Consider the following 17,451-nt stretch of genomic DNA (forward strand, 5'->3'; position numbering starts at 1 on the left):
GATTCATGCGATCTGGGACGCGCACCAGCCCGGCGGCGGGGCGCTGGAAGCGGTGGATCTCGCCAGGGCCGAAGCTGTTCTGGTCTGGCGGCACGGCGGCGCGGTGCGCCAGCGATCACCGGACCCAGGGGAATCCGCGTTGCTAGCCGCGTTCGCCCTGGAATGCCCGTTGGCCGAAGCGGCGGAAATGGCAGCGGCGCGCGACCCGGACTTCGATCTGAGCGCCGTGCTGGCCCGCTTGCTAACCGATGGCGTGCTGACCTATCCCACCTGAGGAGATGACGACGATGCTGCTTGCCGAAACGATGAACACCGCCCGCCCGCGCCCGCTGGCCGGGTATTTCGCACTGGGCCGCCTGCTGGAACATCTGGCGCCGCTGACCGATCTGTTGCTGCGTCTGGCGGTGTTCCGAATATTTTTCTGGTCCGGCCTGGCTAAGCTCGACGACTGGTCGAGCACCCTGTTGCTGTTCGAGAACGAATACAACGTACCGCTGCTGCCGCATGCCCTGGCGGCGGCGCTGGCGGCCAGCGCCGAACTGGGAGCATCGCTGCTGGTGCTGATCGGTTTGCTGACCCGACTGGCAGCCCTGCCGCTACTGGGAATCGCGCTGGTGATCCAATTCGTACTGGGCGCGGCCGATCCGGCCTATAATCAGCTCCAACATTACCTGTGGATGGTGCTGCTGCTGACGCTGATCGCTCGCGGTCCCGGCGCCTGGTCGCTGGACGCCTGGCTGGAACGGCGTTCCACCCCGGCCTAGGGCGGGCGATGGAGCAACGGTCATGATCGCGGTTTGCGCTCGACCCCTGGTGTTCGCCGCCCCGCGCGCCACAGGTTCGTTCCAACCTGTCCGAGCGTCCATCATGACCTCCCACGACTCATTGGCCGACTTGTTGGCCCGCTGTGCCCTGCACGACCGCCGGGCCTTCGAAGCGCTGTACCGACAAGCGGCGCCGGTGCTGCACGGCCTGCTGCTGAAATTGACCCACGACCGCGAATTGGCGGCCGATATCCTGCAGGAAGGCTTCGTGCGCATCTGGCAGCGGGCCGCCGACTATCGGCCCCTGCTCGGTCAGCCGCTGACCTGGATGGGCACCATCGTGCGCCGTCTGGCCATCGACCGACTGCGACGCGGCGATTATCGCCACCGCGCGGAACTGGACGACGACGGCTGGGCGTCGGTCGCCGCCGACGGACCGGGACCCGAGGAGCAAGTACATGCCGAACACGGCGACGCGGCGCTGGTTCGCTGTCTGGAAACCCTGGATCCGGAACCGCGCCGCGCGGTGGTCCTGGCCTACTATGAGGGTTTGACCCACGATCTGATCGCCCGACGGCTGGAACGGCCGTTGGGCACGGTCAAGGCGTGGGTCCGGCGCAGCCTGCAACGCTTGAAAACCTGTCTGGGGGAACCATGAACGTTCACTACCCCCCGCTGAGCGACCATCTGGCCGCCGAATACGTCCTGGGTACCTTGCACGGCCCGGCCCGCCGCCGTTTCGAAAAGCTGCTGCCGGCGCATCCGGCGCTGCGACGGGCCGTGGCCGAGTGGGAACGGCGCTTGGACCGGCTGGCCCCCGCCAGCGTGCCCGTCCCGCCGCCGCCGGCGGTCTGGAAGGATTTGGAGCGGCGATTGTTCCCGGTCGAACCGTCCCGCCGCTGGTGGGATAGCCTGACGTTCTGGCGCGGTCTGGCCGCGGCTGGCGTGCTGGCGGCGGTCATCGCCGTGGCGCCGCGGCTGGCATTGCCACCGGGGGAAGCGGACATGAACTTCGCCGCCATCCGTGGCAAGCAGCGAGAACTGCTGTGGACCGTGGCGCTGACCGATGACGCTCGACTGTTGCACGTCAGCAACCTGCGGCCGATGGCGATGCCGCCCGACCAGCGCTGTTTCCTGTGGCTGAAAGCCGGCGACCGGCCTCCGGTCATGCTGGGCGCGTTGCCGGACGATGGCGGTGTCCGCACCTTGAACCTGCCCGAGGGTATGTCACGGCCGAGCCAGGGCGATCTATGGGTATCCATGCAGCCGGCCAGCGATCCGACTCCGCCCGCCCATCCCCTGTATCGAACGCGCTGGCAGGCGCTTTGAGGTGTTTTTCTGGCGATCCCTACTTGGGGGGCGGTTGAGCCGGGAAAACGGCGCCAGCGGCCTCCTGGGTGGCTTAACGGCGATGATTAACGCGAGGGAAACGGGGGCCGCGCGCTCGATCGCGTCGGACGAACGCCGATTTTCCCCATCGGTGCCCGCGCCGACGTGAGAGAACGCGTACTTTCCAAACCACCGATCCAGCTTCCAAACATCTACCTCCGGGGAGGTATCTCTTCGCGGCGGCCATCCCGACGAATGGGTTTTGGTATGGTAGAGCGGATTTCGTCCTTTCCTTGCCCGATCGAGGTATTCAGCGTGCCTGTTCCACCTGCTCCCATCGTTCCCGCCTCCGCGCCGTTGATGGACGGTTTTGGCCGTCGGGTGGACTACGCGCGATTTTCCGTGACCGACCGTTGCGACTTTCGCTGCGTCTACTGCATGAGCGAACGCATGACCTTTCTGCCTCGTGCCCGGATTCTGACTTTGGAGGAACTGGCGGCGCTGGGCCGGGCCTTTGTCGAACTGGGCGTGCGCAAGATCCGCATCACCGGCGGCGAACCGCTGGTACGGTGCAACGTACTGTGGCTATTTCAGGAATTGGGCCGGCTGCGCGAGCGCGGGCTGGCGGAACTGGTGCTGACCACCAACGGTTCGCAACTGGAGCGATTGGCGGCGGACCTCAAGGCGGCCGGCGTGGCGCGGCTCAACATCAGCCTGGATAGCCTGAAGCCGGAGCGCTTTCGCCGCATCACCCGGACCGGCGAGCTGGATGGGGTGCTGCGTGGCATCCGGGCCGCCCAGGCCGCCGGTTTTCAGCGACTCAAGCTGAACGCGGTCATCCTGAAACACCGCAACCACGACGAAGTGGTCGATCTGGTCCGCTTCGCCATCGACCAGGGCTTGGATATCAGCTTCATCGAGGAGATGCCGCTGGGTGAAATCGGCGATCACGATCGCGCGGAAATGTATTACTCCAGCGATGCCATCCGCGCCGATTTGGCGAAGGTGTTCTCTCTGACGCGGACCACCGAAAGTACCGGCGGTCCATCACGCTACTACCGTATACCGGGAATCGACAGCCGCATCGGTTTCATTTCCCCGCACAGCCATAATTTTTGTGGCGACTGTAACAGAGTGCGGGTTTCCGCCGAAGGTCGTCTGCTGCTCTGTCTCGGTCAAGAGCATTCAGTGGATTTGCGTCATGTGCTGCGCGCTCACCCCGGCGACCGCGAACGACTCAAGCAAGCCATCATCGCCGCCATGGCGATCAAGCCACTGGGCCATGACTTCCGACTCGGTGGTCAGCCAGTCATCCTGCGCCATATGAACCACACCGGCGGTTGAAAATCCGGGCGACAACTGTCGGTATCCGTTGATTCGAGACCAAGACCGCCATGGTTCGGCCCGCCGCACGGGTATTTTTGCTCCATCCGTTTTACGGGTTATCGGCGGCTGGGTAAGCCCCGACTTGGAAAATTGCATGCTGATCACCCATCGGTTTGAGTTAACCTTCTCCGCTGGATGAATTGAGCACCTTCAAAAAAAACTCGCCCGCAACGCCTTGACCTGGGCTCAAGCACGGTTTGCAGGTGCTTCCGAGATGGCTAGCCAATACAACGCGCTTTGCCGTCTTTCCATCCCATTCACACCATTAGGAGGAACCGATAGGTGGTCAGGAATTGCACGCCCATTATCGTCAACGGCGTCGAAATCGCCGACAGCGCCATTCATGCCGAAATGCGGCATCATCCCGCGCCATCGCCGGAAGCCGCCGAATATTCGGCAAAGCTGGCGCTGGTCGCCAAGGAATTGCTGCTACAAGAAGCGGCCCGACTGGAGATTGTCGGCGATGACGAAGAGGGGCGCATCGCGGCGCTGATCGAACGCGAGGTCAAGACTCCAGAGCCGGATGAAACCAGTTGCCGGCGTTTTTTCCGGGCCAACCATCAGCGTTTTCGCACCGGCGATCTGTTTGAGGTCTCGCATATCCTGTGCGCCGCGCCGCCCGACGACGCCATGGCCCGCGCCGAGGCTCGCGCCCGCGCCGAAAGCGCCCTCGGACAACTGGCGGACGACGGCGGGAATTTCGCGGAACTGGCCACGACACTGTCGGATTGCCCGTCCAAGCAAAACGGCGGTAGCCTTGGGCAAATCGGGTCGGGGCAGACGGTGCCCGAATTCGAACAGGCGTTGCTGGACATGCGGGAAGGCGAGATTTCCAGCCAGCCGCTGGAAAGCCGCTTCGGCTTTCACCTGATCCGCTTGCACCACAAGACCGAAGGGCAAACGCTGGCGTACGAAAAGGCCCGCGACCAAATTGCCGGCTATCTGCGCGAGAGCGCGCAGCGACAAGGGATCAGTCGGTATCTGTCGCTGCTGATAGGCCGCGCCGACATCGCGGGCATCGATCTGCTGGGCACGGATTCGCCGCTGGCGCGGTAGCGGCGCGGAAACGAGGATTTCCGGGGTGACCCACGTCAGCCGTTCGGTCCGGTGTCTGGATGGCGATGCTGCCCACCGTGACCGTGACCGTGACCGTGACCGTGACCGTGACCGTGACCGTGATCGTGATCGTGCGAGCCGGGAGGAAGCACGGCCAGAGAACCATCCAGATAGGCGGTGACCGCCCGATCCGGATCGGTTTCCGGGGTGACTATGCCCACGATGCCCTTATGAGCGAGCCGGTGGCTCAAGCCTTGGCCCATGCTGCCGGCGATCAGCACCTGTATCCCGTCCAGCGGATGCGGCGAGTGGGGCGAGCTGTCGTGAAAGGATTGTTCCCTGGGCAGTTCGAGTAACTCCTTGCGAACGATCTTGTCCTGCTCGGTTTCATAGATCCAGAACTTCCGGCATTTGCCGGCGTGTTCCGTGATCGTGCGCCGGTTCTGGCTGGCGACTGCGATTTTCATCTTGATTGCTCCTGGCAAGTGTTTCGGCCGGCGGCAAAACTCGCAACGATGCGACGGCGCCGGTCCGGTAAAATGAACCTTTGACTACCGGTCATCCCACCAATCGCCTTGTTCCGACGGCGAGCGGCGGTTGCCTGATGCCAAACAGATAAGGGGCGCGGGAGGCGCGGCGGACAACTGTATGAAACCGATTTCATTGCACGCGATCTGGCTGGGCGAAACTAAATGCCGACACTGCGCCGTGCGCGCTTCGGCGCTGTTCGCCGGGCTGGAGGAAATGGATTTCAGTCACATCCACCAGCCGATCAAGGATGTCATCCTCAGTCCGCAGCAGGCGCTGTATCGCATGCACGATCGAGGTAACACCTTGTTCACCTTGCGCGGCGGAGTGATGAAGCTGATGCAATACCTGCCCGACGGCAGCCAGCGTATCGTCCGTTTGCTGAAGGATAGCGACGCGCTCGGCCTGGAAGCGCTGGTCGGCCAGCCTTATCAGCATGACGCCATCGCCCTCACCGATTGCGAAATCTGCGCGATTCCCACCGGCGTGATCGAACAACTGGGCCGCGAGCGGCCCCGGTTGTACCAGGAACTGATGGCCCGCTGGCAGCAGGCGCTGGCCGAGGCCGACACCTGGCTGACCCAGTTCACCACCGGCACCGCCCGCCAGCGGGTGGCGCGGTTGCTGCTGCGCCTGTCCTGCGCCGAACAAGATAGCCCCCTGCCGCTGTTCGGGCGTGAGGACATGGGTGCGATGGTGGGACTGACCACCGAGACCGTTAGCCGCACCATCGCCGAACTGCGGCGGCAAGGGGTGCTGCGCGATCGCGGTTCCATCGTCGAAGGATGCGACCGCGAGGTCCTGCGTCGCATCGCCGACGGCGAGGAGTGAAGAGCCGCTTCAGTCATTGGCCGGGTCGTCGTCCAGACAGCCGCAGTGTTCCAGCCACAGGGCGTTGATGATGCCGAAGGAACAGGCCAGCAGCACGCCCAGAATCCAGGTGAAATACCACATAAATCCTCCGCTCAATACATGACCTTGTCGGCGGCGCGAACTTGCGCCACCGTCACCGTGCCGCGCAGCTTGCTGAACACCCAAGTGGTGTAGGCCAGCACGATCGGCAGGAAAACCACTGTGACGCCGAACATCCACTTGAGGGTGAGATGGCTGGAGGTGGCGTCCCAGACCATCAGGCTGCTGTTGGGGTCGGAACTGGACGGCATGATGAAGGGAAACAAACTAAAGCCGGCGGTCAGGATCACTCCAGCCAACACCAGCGAACTGGCGATGAAGCCCCGCCCCGGCTGTTGACGCTGACTGAACAGCCAAACCAGCGCCGCGCCGCCGAAGCCGGCGAGAGGTGCCAATAACATCCAGGGATGTTGGCCATACTGAGCCAGCCACGCGCCGCCATCTCGTACCACTGTCTTGGCCAGGGGATTGGACGGCGCGGCCACGCCGGCGAAGCTGTCTAGGCGATAACCGTCCACCCCGATGAGCAACCACAGTCCAGCCAGGGCAAAGGCGCCGACAAAAACCTTGACCGCCAAGGCCACCATTTGCCGTGCTCGTTGCTGGATTTCGCCCTCGGTGCGCAGTTGCAGATAGACCGCGCCGTGCATGACCAGCATCGACAAGCTCACCACGCCCGCCAGCAATCCGAACGGATTGAGCAGGCCGAAGAAGCCGCCGGTGTAGTACGCGCGCAAGTCGGCGTCGAAATGGAACGGTACGCCCCGCAGCAAATTGCCGAACGCGACCCCGAACACCAGCGCCGGCACCGCCCCGCCCACGAACAGTCCCCAATCCCAGAAGTTGCGCCAGCGCGGATCGGGCAATTTACTGCGATAGTCGAAGCCCACCGGCCGCAGAATCATGGCGAACAAGGTCAGGATCAAGGCGATAAAAAAGCCGGAAAAGGCGGTGGCGTACACCGGTGGCCAGGCGGCGAACACCGCGCCGCCGCCCAGAATGAACCACACTTGATTCCCTTCCCAGGTCGGGCCGACCACGTTGATGATGACCCGCCGTTCCTCGTCGTTGCGGCCCAGAAACGGTAACAAGGTACCGACTCCCAAATCGAAACCGTCAGTGATGGCGAATCCGATCAGCAGGATGCCGATGAACAACCACCAGATGACCCGCAAGGTTTCGTAGCTCAGCAGGAAAGCGAAAAACTCGGCCATGACGGTGCTCCTACAGCAGGGTGGCGGCGGTGTGAGGCGCGGCCGGCGCCAGGCTGCTACCGTTTTCGAAGTGATAGCGGCCGGTACCCAAGCTGCTGGGGCCGAGACGCGCGTACTTGATCATCAGGAACAGCTCGACGATCAGCAGCGCGCTGTAGAGCAGCACGAAACCGCTCATGCTGAAGGTCACCTGTCCGACGCTCAGGGTGGACGCCGACAGATGGGTCGGCAACATGCCGGACACCGTCCAGGGCTGGCGGCCGTATTCGGCGACGAACCACCCCAGCTCTGAGGACAGCCAAGGCAAGGGCAAGCTGAATACCGCTGCCCATAACAACCAGCGCTTGCGTCCCGCCTGTCGGCGCGCGCAGTAATAAAACGACAGCGCGAATAACAACAACATCCACATCCCGAACGCCACCATCAGGCGAAACCCCCAGAACAGCGGCGCCACTCTGGGAATGGTGTCGCGCGCCGCCTGCTTGATTTGCGCCTCGCTGGCATCGACCACTCGCGGCGTGTACTTCTTCAGCAGCAGGGCGTAGCCGAGATCGTTCCGCGTTTCCAGCAGCTTGGCGCGAGTCGCGTCATCGCGGACGCCGGCTCGCCACTGTTCCAGGGCGGCATAAGTGTCCATTCCCCGACGAATGCGCGTTTCGTTCTGGGCCATCAATTCCTTCAGGCCCAGCACCGGCGTATCCACCGACCGGGTGGCGATCAGACCCAGCAGGTAAGGAATCTGAAACTCGCGCTCGGTGGTCATGGTTTCGTCGTTCGGAAAACCGAACACGGTGAAGGCAGCGGGTGCCGGTTCGGTTTCCCACATCGCCTCAATCGCCGCCAGCTTGACTTTCTGCACGTCGCCCAGCTCGTAACCACTTTCGTCGCCTAGGGTAATGACCGACAAGGTCGAGGCCAGACCAAAAGCGGCGGCGATGGCGAAGGAGCGGCGAGCGAAGCTCAGATCGCGGCCCTTGAGCAAATACCAGGCGCTGATCGCCAGTACGAACACCGCCCCGGTCACGTAGCCGGCGGAGACGGTATGCACGAATTTCACCTGCGCCACCGGATTGAACAGCAGTTCGCTGAAACTGGTCATTTCCATGCGCATGGTTTCGGGATTGAACACCGTACCCACTGGATTCTGCATCCAGCCGTTGGCGATCAGGATCCACAGCGCCGACAGATTGGAACCCAAGGCCACCAGCCAGGTGACGACCAGGTGCTGCACCTTGCTCAAGCGATCCCAGCCGAAGAAAAATAGGCCGATGAAGGTGGATTCCAGGAAAAAAGCCATCAAACCCTCGATGGCCAGCGGCGTACCGAAGATATCGCCGACGTAATGCGAGTAGTAAGCCCAGTTGGTGCCGAACTGAAACTCCATGGTGATGCCGGTGGCCACGCCCAGCGCGAAATTGATGCCGAACAGCTTGCCCCAGAACCGCACCATGTCCTTGTACACCGTCTTGCCGGTCATCACGTAGACCGACTCCATGATCGCCAGCAGGAAGGACAGCCCCAGCGTCAGCGGCACGAATAAAAAAGTGATACATCGCGGTCAGCGCGAACTGCAGCCGCGACAGTTCGATCAGGGTTTCGGAGATCACGATGCTTGACCTTGCGTGGTGGAAACGGACGGCGCGACCACGCCCAGCAGGTGGCGTGCCTGTTCCTCCGGCCCCTTGGCCGGCGGTGTGCTGAAGAATGCGATTTTGAGGAATGCGAGCAGAATGATCTTGATCAGCACTAAAATGATGATCTCCCGTCGCAGGGCGCTGGCGGACAATGCGTCGAACATGATGTCAATCCACTGAAAGTGAGTGTTCGATAGCCTGTCACCGTCCTGGAGCCAGCCGCCATGCGGATTCTCAATATCGAGCCGGGAAATGCCACCCGCCGCCCCCACCCGCGAGATCTTGTTTCATGTTCCCCACCGACACCCGTGGCGATCGCGATCGCCTGCTGACGCTGGCCGAGGCCATCGCCGCCGCTCTGGATGCCGTGCGCCCGGTCCGCGAGACCGAGACCGTGCCGTTGCTGGAGGCCTACGGCCGGGTGTTGGCCGCCGACCTGTCGGCTCGCCTCGACGTGCCTCCGCACGATAACTCGGCGATGGACGGTTTCGCGTTGTATCGGGCCGATCTGCAAGCCGATGGACCGACTCGCTTGCCGGTGATCGGTCAGGCGTTGGCGGGGCATCCGTATGCCGGCGTCGTTCCGCGCGGCGTGGCGGTGCGCATCACCACCGGCGCCGTGCTTCCAACCGGACCGGATACCGTGATCATGCAGGAACAGTGCGCGATCGCGCCGGATGAAAGTGAAATCGTCATCGAACCGAAAGCCGCCGCCCGGCTCAAGCCGGGCGAGAATATCCGCCGTCGCGGCGAGGATGTGCAATCGGGAACGGTGCTGCTACCGGGTGGGTCGCGGTTGCGTCCGCAGGAGGTGTCGCTGGCGGCGGGACAAGGTATCGCCGCGCTGACGGTGCGGCGCCGGCCGCGAGTGGCGGTGGCGTCCACTGGCGACGAGCTGTACGAACCGGACGTGGAGTTGCCGCCGGGCGCGATCCATGAATCGAACCGCTATCTCTTGATCGGCCTGTTGCGGCGGCTGGGTTGCGCGGTGAGCGACTTGGGTATCCTACGCGACCGGCGCGATACGATGCTGCCGGTGCTACGGGACGCGGCGGCGGCGCACGACGTGTTGCTGACCTCGGGCGGGGTGTCGGTGGGCACGGCCGATCTGGTCAAGGACGTGATCGCCGAACTGGGGACCGTCGAGTTCTGGCGGTTGGCGGTCAAGCCGGGCAAGCCGGTGACCTTCGGGCGGATTCAAGACTGTCTGGTGCTGGGCCTGCCGGGCAATCCGGTGTCGGTCATGGTGTCCTTCCTGATGTTTGCCCGGCCGCTGCTGTTGAAGCTGATGGGCGCGCGGCCGGTCGACGCGGCGCGGTTGCGGGTCCGCGCGGATTTCCAGTTCCGCCGCAAGCCGGGCCGGCGCGAATGGTTGCGGGCACGGTTGCGATTCGATTCCGACCAGGCGCTCCTGGCCAGCATCTACCACACCAACAGCTCCGGGGCGCTGTCGTCGCTGTGCTGGGCCGACGGGTTGATCGAATTACCGGAAGATTGTGCCGGAGTGGCGCCCGGCGATACGGTGGACTACCTGCCGTTCAGCGGCTTGGGTGTGGAGTAGCGGTCAGGGACTTTTGAGATGCCCGACATACGCCACCTGATGCGAACCGGGGATGTCGCTGGGCGCGCTCACCGTCGGCGACTTGAAGGTGATCGGTGCGTTGGCCTTCTTGAACGCCATCAATACCAACTCCGAGCAGAAAAACGAGGATTCGGGCGAAATGGTGTTGATCGCCTCGCCAATGTCCTGAATGACAGCCAGTGGGATGGACAGGACGTGCAAGGCCATGCCGCCGATCGTGTATTTGGACGCCCCGGTGACGCCCGCGTAGTCGTACTTCTTGCCGACCTGGCCGGAGGCATAGGTGACGATGACCTTGGTCTGGGCGTCGTTCAGATTCTTGCGTCGATATACCACCGCCAGCGTATCGTCGCGCAGGGCGGCGCTGAGCGGCTGTTTGACCACGCCCTCGCCGATCGCCTCGATGACCTGGCCGTCGCCGATGTACAAGGCGGCGTGGCTGTACTTGGAGACCGAGCCGGCGCGGATGACCGCCGAGACGGCGCCGCTGCCGGTGGAAACGATGATGTCGGCGGCTTTCATGTCCGCTTCGGTGATTTGTGCCATGGTGGGGTCTCCTTTGCGGATTGGGACGTAACGACGGTTATTTTCCGGTCCAGCAATACCAATCGATCCGTTGCGCCAATATCGGTCGGCTGCCGCGCACCCGCAACTCGACGAAGCGGCGGTTCTTGAAGAAACCGGCACTCTCCTCGGGTTGGGCCAGCCCGAAACCGATCGAGGCGCCGATGCTGATGGGCACCAGGGAATGACGTTGGCCGGTCTGGTCGGTCAGCTCCACTTCGATGTCGATGCTCGACCCGTCGCGTAGCAGCAGCGGCCCGGCGAAGGGTTTCACCCAGTCGCGGACGCCGTCCAGCCGCATCAGGATCTTTTGCCCGGTGCGCCGTACTTCGAGCGGGGGAGCAACCGGCAGCACGGTCCACGCCGGTCCGAGCATCACCGACTCGGCGACGGTGCGGGTGACGGCGTTGTCGATACCGCCGCACGCCAGCAGCCCGTACAGCGACAATAGGGCAAACAACCCTGGGTGGTATTTCCTGAAGACGCTCATCATTTCCCTCTCGCGGTGGCTTTGTGGAAACGGCGCGATGCCAGCAGGATCAGGATGTAAAAAAAAAGCGGCGAGCACCGGTTTCCGATGAACTCGCCGCCCCCCCGGGAAAATCGATCAGGGATTGACGCGGATGCGATAAATCCCACCGATGTTGTTGCTGCCGTTGTTGCCGCCGCAGCCGTATTCACTGTAGATCCGCACTTGGGTCGGGCCGTTCATGGCGTGCAGCGCCGCGTTGATCAGGATCGGATCGGCGGTCGTGCCGTAATAATACCCATTGGATTTGGCACTCTTCCGCAAGTAGATGTAACTGGGCGATCCCTCGGTGTATGCGGACACTTGGATCACATGACCATAGCAACTGTTGCCTTGCGAGTTCACCGTATTGGTTTCGACGCCGTTGACGCTGTTGTCGTCGTCCTCTTCGGCATGTACCCAGGTGGCGTTCAGGCTCAGGGCGGCGACGGTGGCGGCGGTCAGGCAAAAGGTTTTCAGGTTCATGGTGATGGTGCCCTCTATAAAGTATTTACCGTTGATCTGTCGGTTGACGATCACGATAAAGCGTGTTTCATGCCAATACTCCTATTAGTATGATAAATAAAAATATTTTAATGAAATTCGCCTGACTTGGCCCAAGACTTCGCCCATGTGAACCGGTTCGGTATGATCCGATTTTGGGTCAGTATGATTGGTTTCCATGACATCATTACAGGTTCTCAATGCCTCGTTCCGATACAGGAGCTGTCTCCATGGATTATCACACTCTGGGTTCCAGCGAATTGCGAGTCTCGCGAGTTTGTCTCGGTACCATGACCTTCGGTCAGCAAAACAGTGAAGCGGAAGCGCATGCCCAACTCGACTGCGCCCGATCTCACGGCATCAACTTCATCGATACCGCCGAGATGTATCCGGTGCCGCCCCGGGCTGAAACTTGCAGCCGCACCGAAACCTTCATCGGCCGTTGGCTGAAGACCCAACCGCGCGATCAAGTCGTACTTGCCACCAAGGTGGCCGGGCCGTCGCGGGGGATGCGCTGGATTCGCTGTGGTCCCAAGAGCTTGGATCGAGCCAACATCCGCGCGGCGCTGGAAGGCAGCTTGAGCCGGTTGCAAACCGATTACGTCGATCTGTACCAGTTGCACTGGCCGGAGCGCAACGTGCCGATGTTCGGTCAATACCGGTTCGAGCCGTCGCACGAGCGGGATGGCACGCCGATCCTGGCGCAATTGGAAACCCTGGAAGAACTGGTGCAAGAAGGGAAAATCCGCTATGTCGGCCTATCCAACGAAACGCCCTGGGGTGTTTGTCAGTTTCTCAGATTGGCGGAAGAGCGCGGACTGCCCCGCGTGATCTCGATCCAGAACGCCTACAGTTTGCTGAATCGGGTTTACGAATCCGGGTTGGTGGAAATCGGCTATCGGGAACAGGTCGGGTTGCTGGCCTACTCGCCGCTGGCTTTCGGCCATCTCAGCGGCAAGTATCTGGACGATCCCCAGGCACCCGGCCGCATCAGCGAATTTCCCGCCTTCGGCCAACGCTACACCAAGGAAAACGTGCGGCCAGCGGTCGCGGCCTATGGCGATCTGGCGAGCCGCCATGGTCTGACGCCGGCGGCCATGGCGCTGGCCTTCGTCGCCAGCCGGGAATTTGTGGCCAGCACCATCATTGGCGCCACCACGCTCGAACAGCTCCGAGACAATATTGCCGCCTGCGCCACCGTGCTGTCGCCGGAGGTATTGGCCGGGATCGAGGCTCTCCATCTGCGTTATACCAATCCGGCTCCCTGAGCGGCGCTGGCCGGGAGGTCGGATGCTTTTTCCGAGGGAACTCGGTCGTTTTCCCGATGGTCGACGATGACGGATGCCGCCGCTTTCGGCAAAAATTCATCCGTCGGTACATACTTCATCCAAGTGTCCCCATGTTCCATGTGACGACTCGCTAAAGCGAATCCGGTCAACAAAAATCCAGTGATGGAGGTAAAAAAACATGCAACGGCTTGGTTCGCTGGCGACTTTTGGCCGAGCTGGCGGAGTGCTCGCCTTTTTCGGGTTCCTGTGCCCGACGTTGCTGGTCGCGACCGTCGCCCAAGCTCAAGAATGGCTTTATACCGTCCGCCCCGGCGATAACATCTGGAACATCACCGCCGATTATCTCAGCAGCATGAACTATTGGCCCAAGCTGCAGGCGCTCAACGGTGTCGCCGATCCCGAGCGACTGCCGCCGGGGATGAAACTGCGCGTTCCGGTCGCTTGGCTCAAGAAACAGCCCACGGCGGCCCGGGTCGTGAGCGCGCGGGGCAAGGTGGAAGCCACGCTGATTTTTTCCGGCCGTACCGTGGCGGTCGCCGTCGATCAGCCGCTGCAAAGCGGCGATGAAATTCGCACCGGTCCCGACGGCAGCGCTACCCTGGAGTTCGGCGACGGTTCCCAGCTTTTGCTGCAAGCCGACAGCCGGTTGACCCTGGACGCCCTGAGTAGCTATGGCGACGACACTCTCATCGTGGATACGCGTCTGCGCCTGCGACAAGGGCGCGCGGACAGCCAGGTCACGCCCCGCCGGATATCCAAGGCCCGCTACGAAATCTCGACGCCCGCCGCGACCACGGCGGTACGCGGCACCAATTTCCGGCTCGGCATGGATGCCGCCACCGGAGTGGCTCGGGTCGAGGTATTGGCGGGAGCGCTGGATTTCAGGGGCGAGCGCCGGTCCCGGAAGGTACCGAAAGGCTTTGGCGCGCTGGCCGAGACCGGTCGACCACCCGCCGCCACGGTCTCGTTGCTGAAAGCGCCGACACTTGCCGATCTGTCGCCGCAAGTGGAGCGCGTGCCGGTGCGGTTCAGCTTTCCGGAACTGAGCGGCGCGGCTGGCTACCGGACCCAGATCGCGACCGATACCCGGTTCGAAACCCTGCTGTTCGACGGGGTATCCCAGCAGCCGCAAGTGCGCGGCCCCGCGCTGCCGGATGGCGATTATGTGATGCGCGTGCGCGGGATCGACCCGCGAGGACTGGAAGGATACGACGCCTACCATTCGTTTCGCCTGCACGCCCGCCCCGAACCGCCGTTTCTGGCGCGACCTGGCCAGCAGGCCACCGTGCCCGAAAAGTTGCCGACCTTCGAGTGGACCGAATCGACGACGGCAACGGCCTATCATTTTCAACTGGCCGAAGACGAACGGTTTTCGAGCGTACTGCTCGATCTGCCGGATTATACCGGCACCCGTCTGATTCCCGACCGGTCGTTGGCACCCGGCGTTTATTACTGGCGGGTGGCGACCCGCGATGGCGCCGATCGGCAAGGACCGTTCAGCGACCCACAACGGTTCCGGCTGCTGCCGACTCCGGAGGTCGGGTCACCCGAAGCCGTCGAAGGCGAGCTGGTGTTTCGCTGGAGCGCCGCCCTGCCCGGCCAGCACTATCAGGTCCAATTAGCCAAGGACGCCCATTTCCAGGATATCGTGGTCGATCGGCAAGTCGATGAACCGCAGTTGGCCATTCCCTGGCCCGAGTCCGGCTTCAATTACTTGCGCATGCGCACCATCGATCCCGACGGCACCGCCGCGCCCTACGGCCCGACGCAAAGAATCGATCTGCCGCCCAAGAACTATTGGCCATTTACCCTGGGAGCCGTTCTCGTTCTGATCCTGGCTCTATGAACTCAAACCTCCAATTCTGCCCCGGACGGAGGTTCGAGCGATTTGGCTTGGCGCTGGCGTTGGCGGTTTTTGCCGTGGTTCTGTTGCACGGAAACTGGCTGTGGCGCTGGGATCGGCTGCTCTACGACTGGCAATTGGCGAGCGAGTCGCGCCCGCCGGCCGATGATATCGTCATCGTCGCCATCGACGAGCAGAGCCTGCGGGAACTAGGTCGTTGGCCCTGGTCACGGCGCATCCACGCCGATCTGGTCCGCAAGCTCACCGCCGCCGGCGCGCGGGCGATCGCGCTGGATATCGTCTTTGCCGAACCCTCCGCGAGCGACCCCGCCGCGGACGCCGATCTGGCGGCGGCGCTGACTGAGAGCGATCGCGTGGTATTGCCGGTACTGAACGAACAGACCCAGCTCGACGGTCAGTTGCTCGAAACCCTGCCGATCCCGATTCTGGCCTCCGCCGCCAGTGGCTTGGGGCATGTCGATGTGGATCTGGACTTGGATGGCATCGCCCGCTCTGTGTATCTGAAGGCCGGTCTGGGGTCGCCGCGCTGGTCGACGCTGGCGCTGGCGTTGCTGGAATCGGTCGATCCCGCCGCCGGCACGGCGCTTCCCGGCGAGCGGGCCGCGCCGGCCGAGGTTTCTTCCCCGTACGCTTGGGCGCGCGACTACCATGTCCTGATCCCGTTCGCCGGCCCGCCGGGTCATTTTCGGCACGTTTCCTATGTCGAGACGTTGCGCGGCATCCATGATCCAGCGATTTTTCGCGACCGATTCGTGCTGGTTGGCATGACCGCCGCCGGCCTCGGCGACATGCTCCCCACTCCGGTATCCGGCCTGACCCAGCCGATGTCCGGAGTGGAATTCAACGCCGATGTGCTCGACACCCTGCGGCGCGGTGTGGCGATCCAGCCGCTGGAACCGGTCTGGTCCACCTGGTTGACCATCGCTCTCGTACTGTCGTCGGTGGGTATATGCGCGGTGGGGCCGCCCCGCTGGAATCTGTCGCCGATCGGCTTGTCGATGGCGCTGACCTTGATCGTCAGTCTGGTCCTGCTGCACGTCGCGCACCGCTGGTTTCCGCCGACGCAGGTTCTGTTGGCGCAGGCGCTGAGCTATCCGCTCTGGAGTTGGCGGCGCCTGCGGCAGGCGGCGCGTTCCCTGTTCGTGGAACAGGAGCGGGCCCAGGCTGCCTTGCGCTCCATCGGCGATGCCGTCATCACCACCGATGCTGCGGGCATGGTGGAATATCTGAATCCGACCGCCGAAATTCTGCTCGGTCGCGCGCGGAACGAGGTGCTCGGCCACCCGCTGGGCGCGATCTTCCGCATCCTCGATGAATCGGAGTACAAGGCCGGGGTCGATCTCGCCGCTTGGTGTTTGGAAAAAAAAGCAAACGATCAAGTTACCCGAACACAGCCTCCTGGTCGGGCACACCGGGCGAGAGTACGCCATTCGTGCCTCCGCCGCCCCGATTCGCGACGAGCAAGGCCAGATGCTGGGGGTGGTGCTCGCCATCAGCGACCTCAGCGAAGCGCGCCGCCTGACCGAGCAGATGGCGTATCAGGCAACTCACGACTCGCTGACCGGACTGCCTAACCGCAACTTGTTGCGAGATCGGCTCCAGCATGCCATCGCCCACGCTCGGCGCACCACCCAAGGTTTTGCGCTGGTGGTGGTGGACCTGGATCACTTCAAGAAGGTGAACGAAAGTCTGGGTCACACGGTGGGCGATAAACTGCTGCAGTGCGTGGCGACCCGGCTGCGGAGTTGCGGACTCAAGGCGGACACCCTCGCGCGCCTGGGCGGCGATGAGTTCGTGATGGTGCTGGAAGATTTGCAGCAGGAAGATTGGGTGATTCTGTTCGCGCGAAGCGTCCTGACCTTCCTCGAATCGCCCTTCCTGCTGGAAGAGCGGGAGTATTTCATCACCGCCAGCATCGGCATCTGTTTGTTTCCCCGAGATGGCGAGGACGCGGAAACGCTCTTGAAGAACGCCGATTCGGCCCTGTATCGGGCCAAGGAGAAAGGCCATGGTACCGTGCAATGCTATGCCCAGGACATGCATGTCCGTGCCGTGGAACGATTGCGGATGGAGGGAAACCTGCGCCACGCCCTGGAGCGCCAGGAGTTCGAACTGCACTACCAGCCGCAACTGGACTTGCGACGGCGGCGCATTATCGGCGTCGAGGCTTTGCTACGTTGGCGCGATGCCCAGCGCGAACTGATACCGCCGATCGATTTCATCCCGCTGGCCGAGGAAACCGGTCTGATCGAAATGATCGGCGAATGGGTACTGCGCACCGCCTGCGAGCAGGCCAAGGCATGGCAACGGGAAGGAC

The 17,451-nt window shown here is 62.9% G+C and carries 18 protein-coding genes and 2 pseudogenes; 12 read left to right on the plus strand and 8 right to left on the minus strand.

Annotated features, from left to right (window positions below):
* From E4P82_RS14860 to E4P82_RS14885, 6 genes and pseudogenes are all read left to right on the plus strand, one after another.
* Nucleotides 1-274 (plus strand): annotated as a pseudogene (locus E4P82_RS14860) (hypothetical protein); the annotation flags it as partial.
* 13 nt (nucleotides 275-287) lie between these two features.
* Nucleotides 288-764: a DoxX family protein gene (locus tag E4P82_RS14865; protein ID WP_246327609.1), complete on the plus strand. Its 477-nt coding sequence runs from the start codon at nucleotides 288-290 to the stop codon at nucleotides 762-764.
* Nucleotides 765-786: 22 nt separating this feature from the next.
* On the plus strand, nucleotides 787-1,422 hold the full coding sequence (locus E4P82_RS14870; RefSeq protein ID WP_169249626.1) for an RNA polymerase sigma factor: 636 nt from the start codon (nucleotides 787-789) through the stop codon (nucleotides 1,420-1,422).
* Complete coding sequence (locus E4P82_RS14875) at nucleotides 1,419-2,093, plus strand: anti-sigma factor (protein WP_169249627.1); 675 nt, start codon at nucleotides 1,419-1,421, stop codon at nucleotides 2,091-2,093. The genes E4P82_RS14870 and E4P82_RS14875 overlap by 4 nt, the downstream gene beginning before the upstream one ends.
* Nucleotides 2,094-2,453: 360 nt before the next feature.
* Entirely contained in the window at nucleotides 2,454-3,437 is a 984-nt protein-coding gene (gene moaA / locus E4P82_RS14880; protein WP_246327610.1) for a GTP 3',8-cyclase MoaA, read from the plus strand.
* Nucleotides 3,438-3,761: 324 nt separating this feature from the next.
* On the plus strand, nucleotides 3,762-4,535 hold the full coding sequence (locus E4P82_RS14885; RefSeq protein ID WP_312915228.1) for a peptidylprolyl isomerase: 774 nt from the start codon (nucleotides 3,762-3,764) through the stop codon (nucleotides 4,533-4,535).
* Between the two features lie 35 nt (nucleotides 4,536-4,570).
* On the opposite strand, the gene E4P82_RS14890 is transcribed toward E4P82_RS14885, so the two are convergent.
* Nucleotides 4,571-5,002, minus strand: coding sequence for a NifB/NifX family molybdenum-iron cluster-binding protein (locus tag E4P82_RS14890; RefSeq protein WP_169249629.1), 432 nt, complete (start codon nucleotides 5,000-5,002; stop codon nucleotides 4,571-4,573).
* A 181-nt stretch (nucleotides 5,003-5,183) separates the two neighbouring features.
* Between E4P82_RS14890 and E4P82_RS14895 the strand changes: the two genes are divergently transcribed.
* Nucleotides 5,184-5,894 (plus strand): Crp/Fnr family transcriptional regulator, encoded by a 711-nt coding sequence (locus tag E4P82_RS14895; protein WP_169249630.1) that lies wholly within the window; start codon nucleotides 5,184-5,186, stop codon nucleotides 5,892-5,894.
* A 9-nt stretch (nucleotides 5,895-5,903) separates the two neighbouring features.
* Here the strand turns inward: E4P82_RS14895 and cydX are convergent, their stop codons facing one another.
* The 4 genes and pseudogenes from cydX to cydP all read right to left on the minus strand — a co-directional run bounded on the left by cydX (nucleotide 5,904) and on the right by cydP (nucleotide 8,987).
* Nucleotides 5,904-6,017, minus strand: coding sequence for a cytochrome bd-I oxidase subunit CydX (cydX, locus tag E4P82_RS14900; RefSeq protein ID WP_169249631.1), 114 nt, complete (start codon nucleotides 6,015-6,017; stop codon nucleotides 5,904-5,906).
* Between the two features lie 11 nt (nucleotides 6,018-6,028).
* The gene (gene cydB / locus E4P82_RS14905) at nucleotides 6,029-7,189 is read right to left on the minus strand and encodes a cytochrome d ubiquinol oxidase subunit II (RefSeq protein WP_169249632.1); all 1,161 of its coding nucleotides are present in this window, start codon (nucleotides 7,187-7,189) and stop codon (nucleotides 6,029-6,031) included.
* 10 nt (nucleotides 7,190-7,199) lie between these two features.
* A pseudogene (locus tag E4P82_RS14910) lies at nucleotides 7,200-8,796 on the minus strand (cytochrome ubiquinol oxidase subunit I).
* Nucleotides 8,793-8,987: a cytochrome oxidase putative small subunit CydP gene (cydP, locus tag E4P82_RS14915; protein ID WP_169249633.1), complete on the minus strand. Its 195-nt coding sequence runs from the start codon at nucleotides 8,985-8,987 to the stop codon at nucleotides 8,793-8,795. Before cydP ends, E4P82_RS14910 begins: the two are co-directional and overlap by 4 nt.
* Before the next feature lie 125 nt (nucleotides 8,988-9,112).
* Here cydP and moeA point away from each other — a divergent pair, with 125 nt between their 5' ends.
* Nucleotides 9,113-10,384, plus strand: a complete 1,272-nt coding sequence (moeA, locus tag E4P82_RS14920; protein WP_169249634.1) for a molybdopterin molybdotransferase MoeA — start codon at nucleotides 9,113-9,115, stop codon at nucleotides 10,382-10,384.
* A gap of 3 nt (nucleotides 10,385-10,387) precedes the next feature.
* Here the strand turns inward: moeA and E4P82_RS14925 are convergent, their stop codons facing one another.
* The 3 genes from E4P82_RS14925 to E4P82_RS14935 all read right to left on the minus strand — a co-directional run bounded on the left by E4P82_RS14925 (nucleotide 10,388) and on the right by E4P82_RS14935 (nucleotide 12,017).
* The gene (locus tag E4P82_RS14925; protein WP_169249635.1) at nucleotides 10,388-10,951 is read right to left on the minus strand and encodes a YiiX/YebB-like N1pC/P60 family cysteine hydrolase; all 564 of its coding nucleotides are present in this window, start codon (nucleotides 10,949-10,951) and stop codon (nucleotides 10,388-10,390) included.
* A 37-nt stretch (nucleotides 10,952-10,988) separates the two neighbouring features.
* Nucleotides 10,989-11,462 carry a hypothetical protein gene (locus E4P82_RS14930; RefSeq protein WP_169249636.1) on the minus strand — a complete coding sequence of 158 codons (474 nt, stop codon included), beginning with the start codon at nucleotides 11,460-11,462 and terminating at the stop codon, nucleotides 10,989-10,991.
* Nucleotides 11,463-11,576: 114 nt separating this feature from the next.
* A complete protein-coding gene (locus tag E4P82_RS14935) occupies nucleotides 11,577-12,017 on the minus strand; it encodes a hypothetical protein (RefSeq protein ID WP_211203165.1) in 441 nt (146 codons plus the stop codon).
* Between the two features lie 194 nt (nucleotides 12,018-12,211).
* On the opposite strand from E4P82_RS14935, the gene E4P82_RS14940 reads away from it, so the two are divergent.
* The 4 genes from E4P82_RS14940 to E4P82_RS14955 form a co-directional block, all read left to right on the plus strand.
* A complete protein-coding gene (locus E4P82_RS14940; protein ID WP_169249638.1) occupies nucleotides 12,212-13,249 on the plus strand; it encodes an NADP(H)-dependent aldo-keto reductase in 1,038 nt (345 codons plus the stop codon).
* Nucleotides 13,250-13,448: 199 nt separating this feature from the next.
* The gene (locus E4P82_RS14945) at nucleotides 13,449-15,116 is read left to right on the plus strand and encodes a FecR family protein (RefSeq protein ID WP_169249639.1); all 1,668 of its coding nucleotides are present in this window, start codon (nucleotides 13,449-13,451) and stop codon (nucleotides 15,114-15,116) included.
* Nucleotides 15,113-16,708 (plus strand): CHASE2 domain-containing protein, encoded by a 1,596-nt coding sequence (locus tag E4P82_RS14950; protein ID WP_169249640.1) that lies wholly within the window; start codon nucleotides 15,113-15,115, stop codon nucleotides 16,706-16,708. The genes E4P82_RS14945 and E4P82_RS14950 overlap by 4 nt, the downstream gene beginning before the upstream one ends.
* A partial coding sequence (locus E4P82_RS14955) for a putative bifunctional diguanylate cyclase/phosphodiesterase (RefSeq protein ID WP_169249641.1) occupies nucleotides 16,605-17,451 on the plus strand: 847 nt, incomplete at its 3' end. The genes E4P82_RS14950 and E4P82_RS14955, both read left to right, overlap by 104 nt.

It is taken from the genome of Candidatus Competibacter phosphatis, from assembly GCF_012939995.1.
Taxonomy (GTDB): domain Bacteria; phylum Pseudomonadota; class Gammaproteobacteria; order Competibacterales; family Competibacteraceae; genus Competibacter; species Competibacter phosphatis.

Bases quoted from the DNA above. Each gene is read 5' to 3' on its own strand.
- E4P82_RS14865 (WP_246327609.1), top strand. From the start codon at position 288: ATGCTGCTTGCCGAAACGATGAACACCGCCCGCCCGCGCCCGCTGGCC.
- E4P82_RS14870 (WP_169249626.1), top strand. From the start codon at position 787: ATGATCGCGGTTTGCGCTCGACCCCTGGTGTTCGCCGCCCCGCGCGCC.
- E4P82_RS14875 (WP_169249627.1), top strand. From the start codon at position 1,419: ATGAACGTTCACTACCCCCCGCTGAGCGACCATCTGGCCGCCGAATAC.
- moaA (WP_246327610.1), top strand. From the start codon at position 2,454: ATGGACGGTTTTGGCCGTCGGGTGGACTACGCGCGATTTTCCGTGACC.
- E4P82_RS14890 (WP_169249629.1), bottom strand. From the start codon at position 5,002: ATGAAAATCGCAGTCGCCAGCCAGAACCGGCGCACGATCACGGAACAC.
- E4P82_RS14895 (WP_169249630.1), top strand. From the start codon at position 5,184: ATGAAACCGATTTCATTGCACGCGATCTGGCTGGGCGAAACTAAATGC.
- cydX (WP_169249631.1), bottom strand. From the start codon at position 6,017: ATGTGGTATTTCACCTGGATTCTGGGCGTGCTGCTGGCCTGTTCCTTC.
- cydB (WP_169249632.1), bottom strand. From the start codon at position 7,189: ATGGCCGAGTTTTTCGCTTTCCTGCTGAGCTACGAAACCTTGCGGGTC.
- cydP (WP_169249633.1), bottom strand. From the start codon at position 8,987: ATGTTCGACGCATTGTCCGCCAGCGCCCTGCGACGGGAGATCATCATT.
- moeA (WP_169249634.1), top strand. From the start codon at position 9,113: ATGTTCCCCACCGACACCCGTGGCGATCGCGATCGCCTGCTGACGCTG.
- E4P82_RS14925 (WP_169249635.1), bottom strand. From the start codon at position 10,951: ATGGCACAAATCACCGAAGCGGACATGAAAGCCGCCGACATCATCGTT.
- E4P82_RS14930 (WP_169249636.1), bottom strand. From the start codon at position 11,462: ATGATGAGCGTCTTCAGGAAATACCACCCAGGGTTGTTTGCCCTATTG.
- E4P82_RS14940 (WP_169249638.1), top strand. From the start codon at position 12,212: ATGGATTATCACACTCTGGGTTCCAGCGAATTGCGAGTCTCGCGAGTT.
- E4P82_RS14945 (WP_169249639.1), top strand. From the start codon at position 13,449: ATGCAACGGCTTGGTTCGCTGGCGACTTTTGGCCGAGCTGGCGGAGTG.
- E4P82_RS14950 (WP_169249640.1), top strand. From the start codon at position 15,113: ATGAACTCAAACCTCCAATTCTGCCCCGGACGGAGGTTCGAGCGATTT.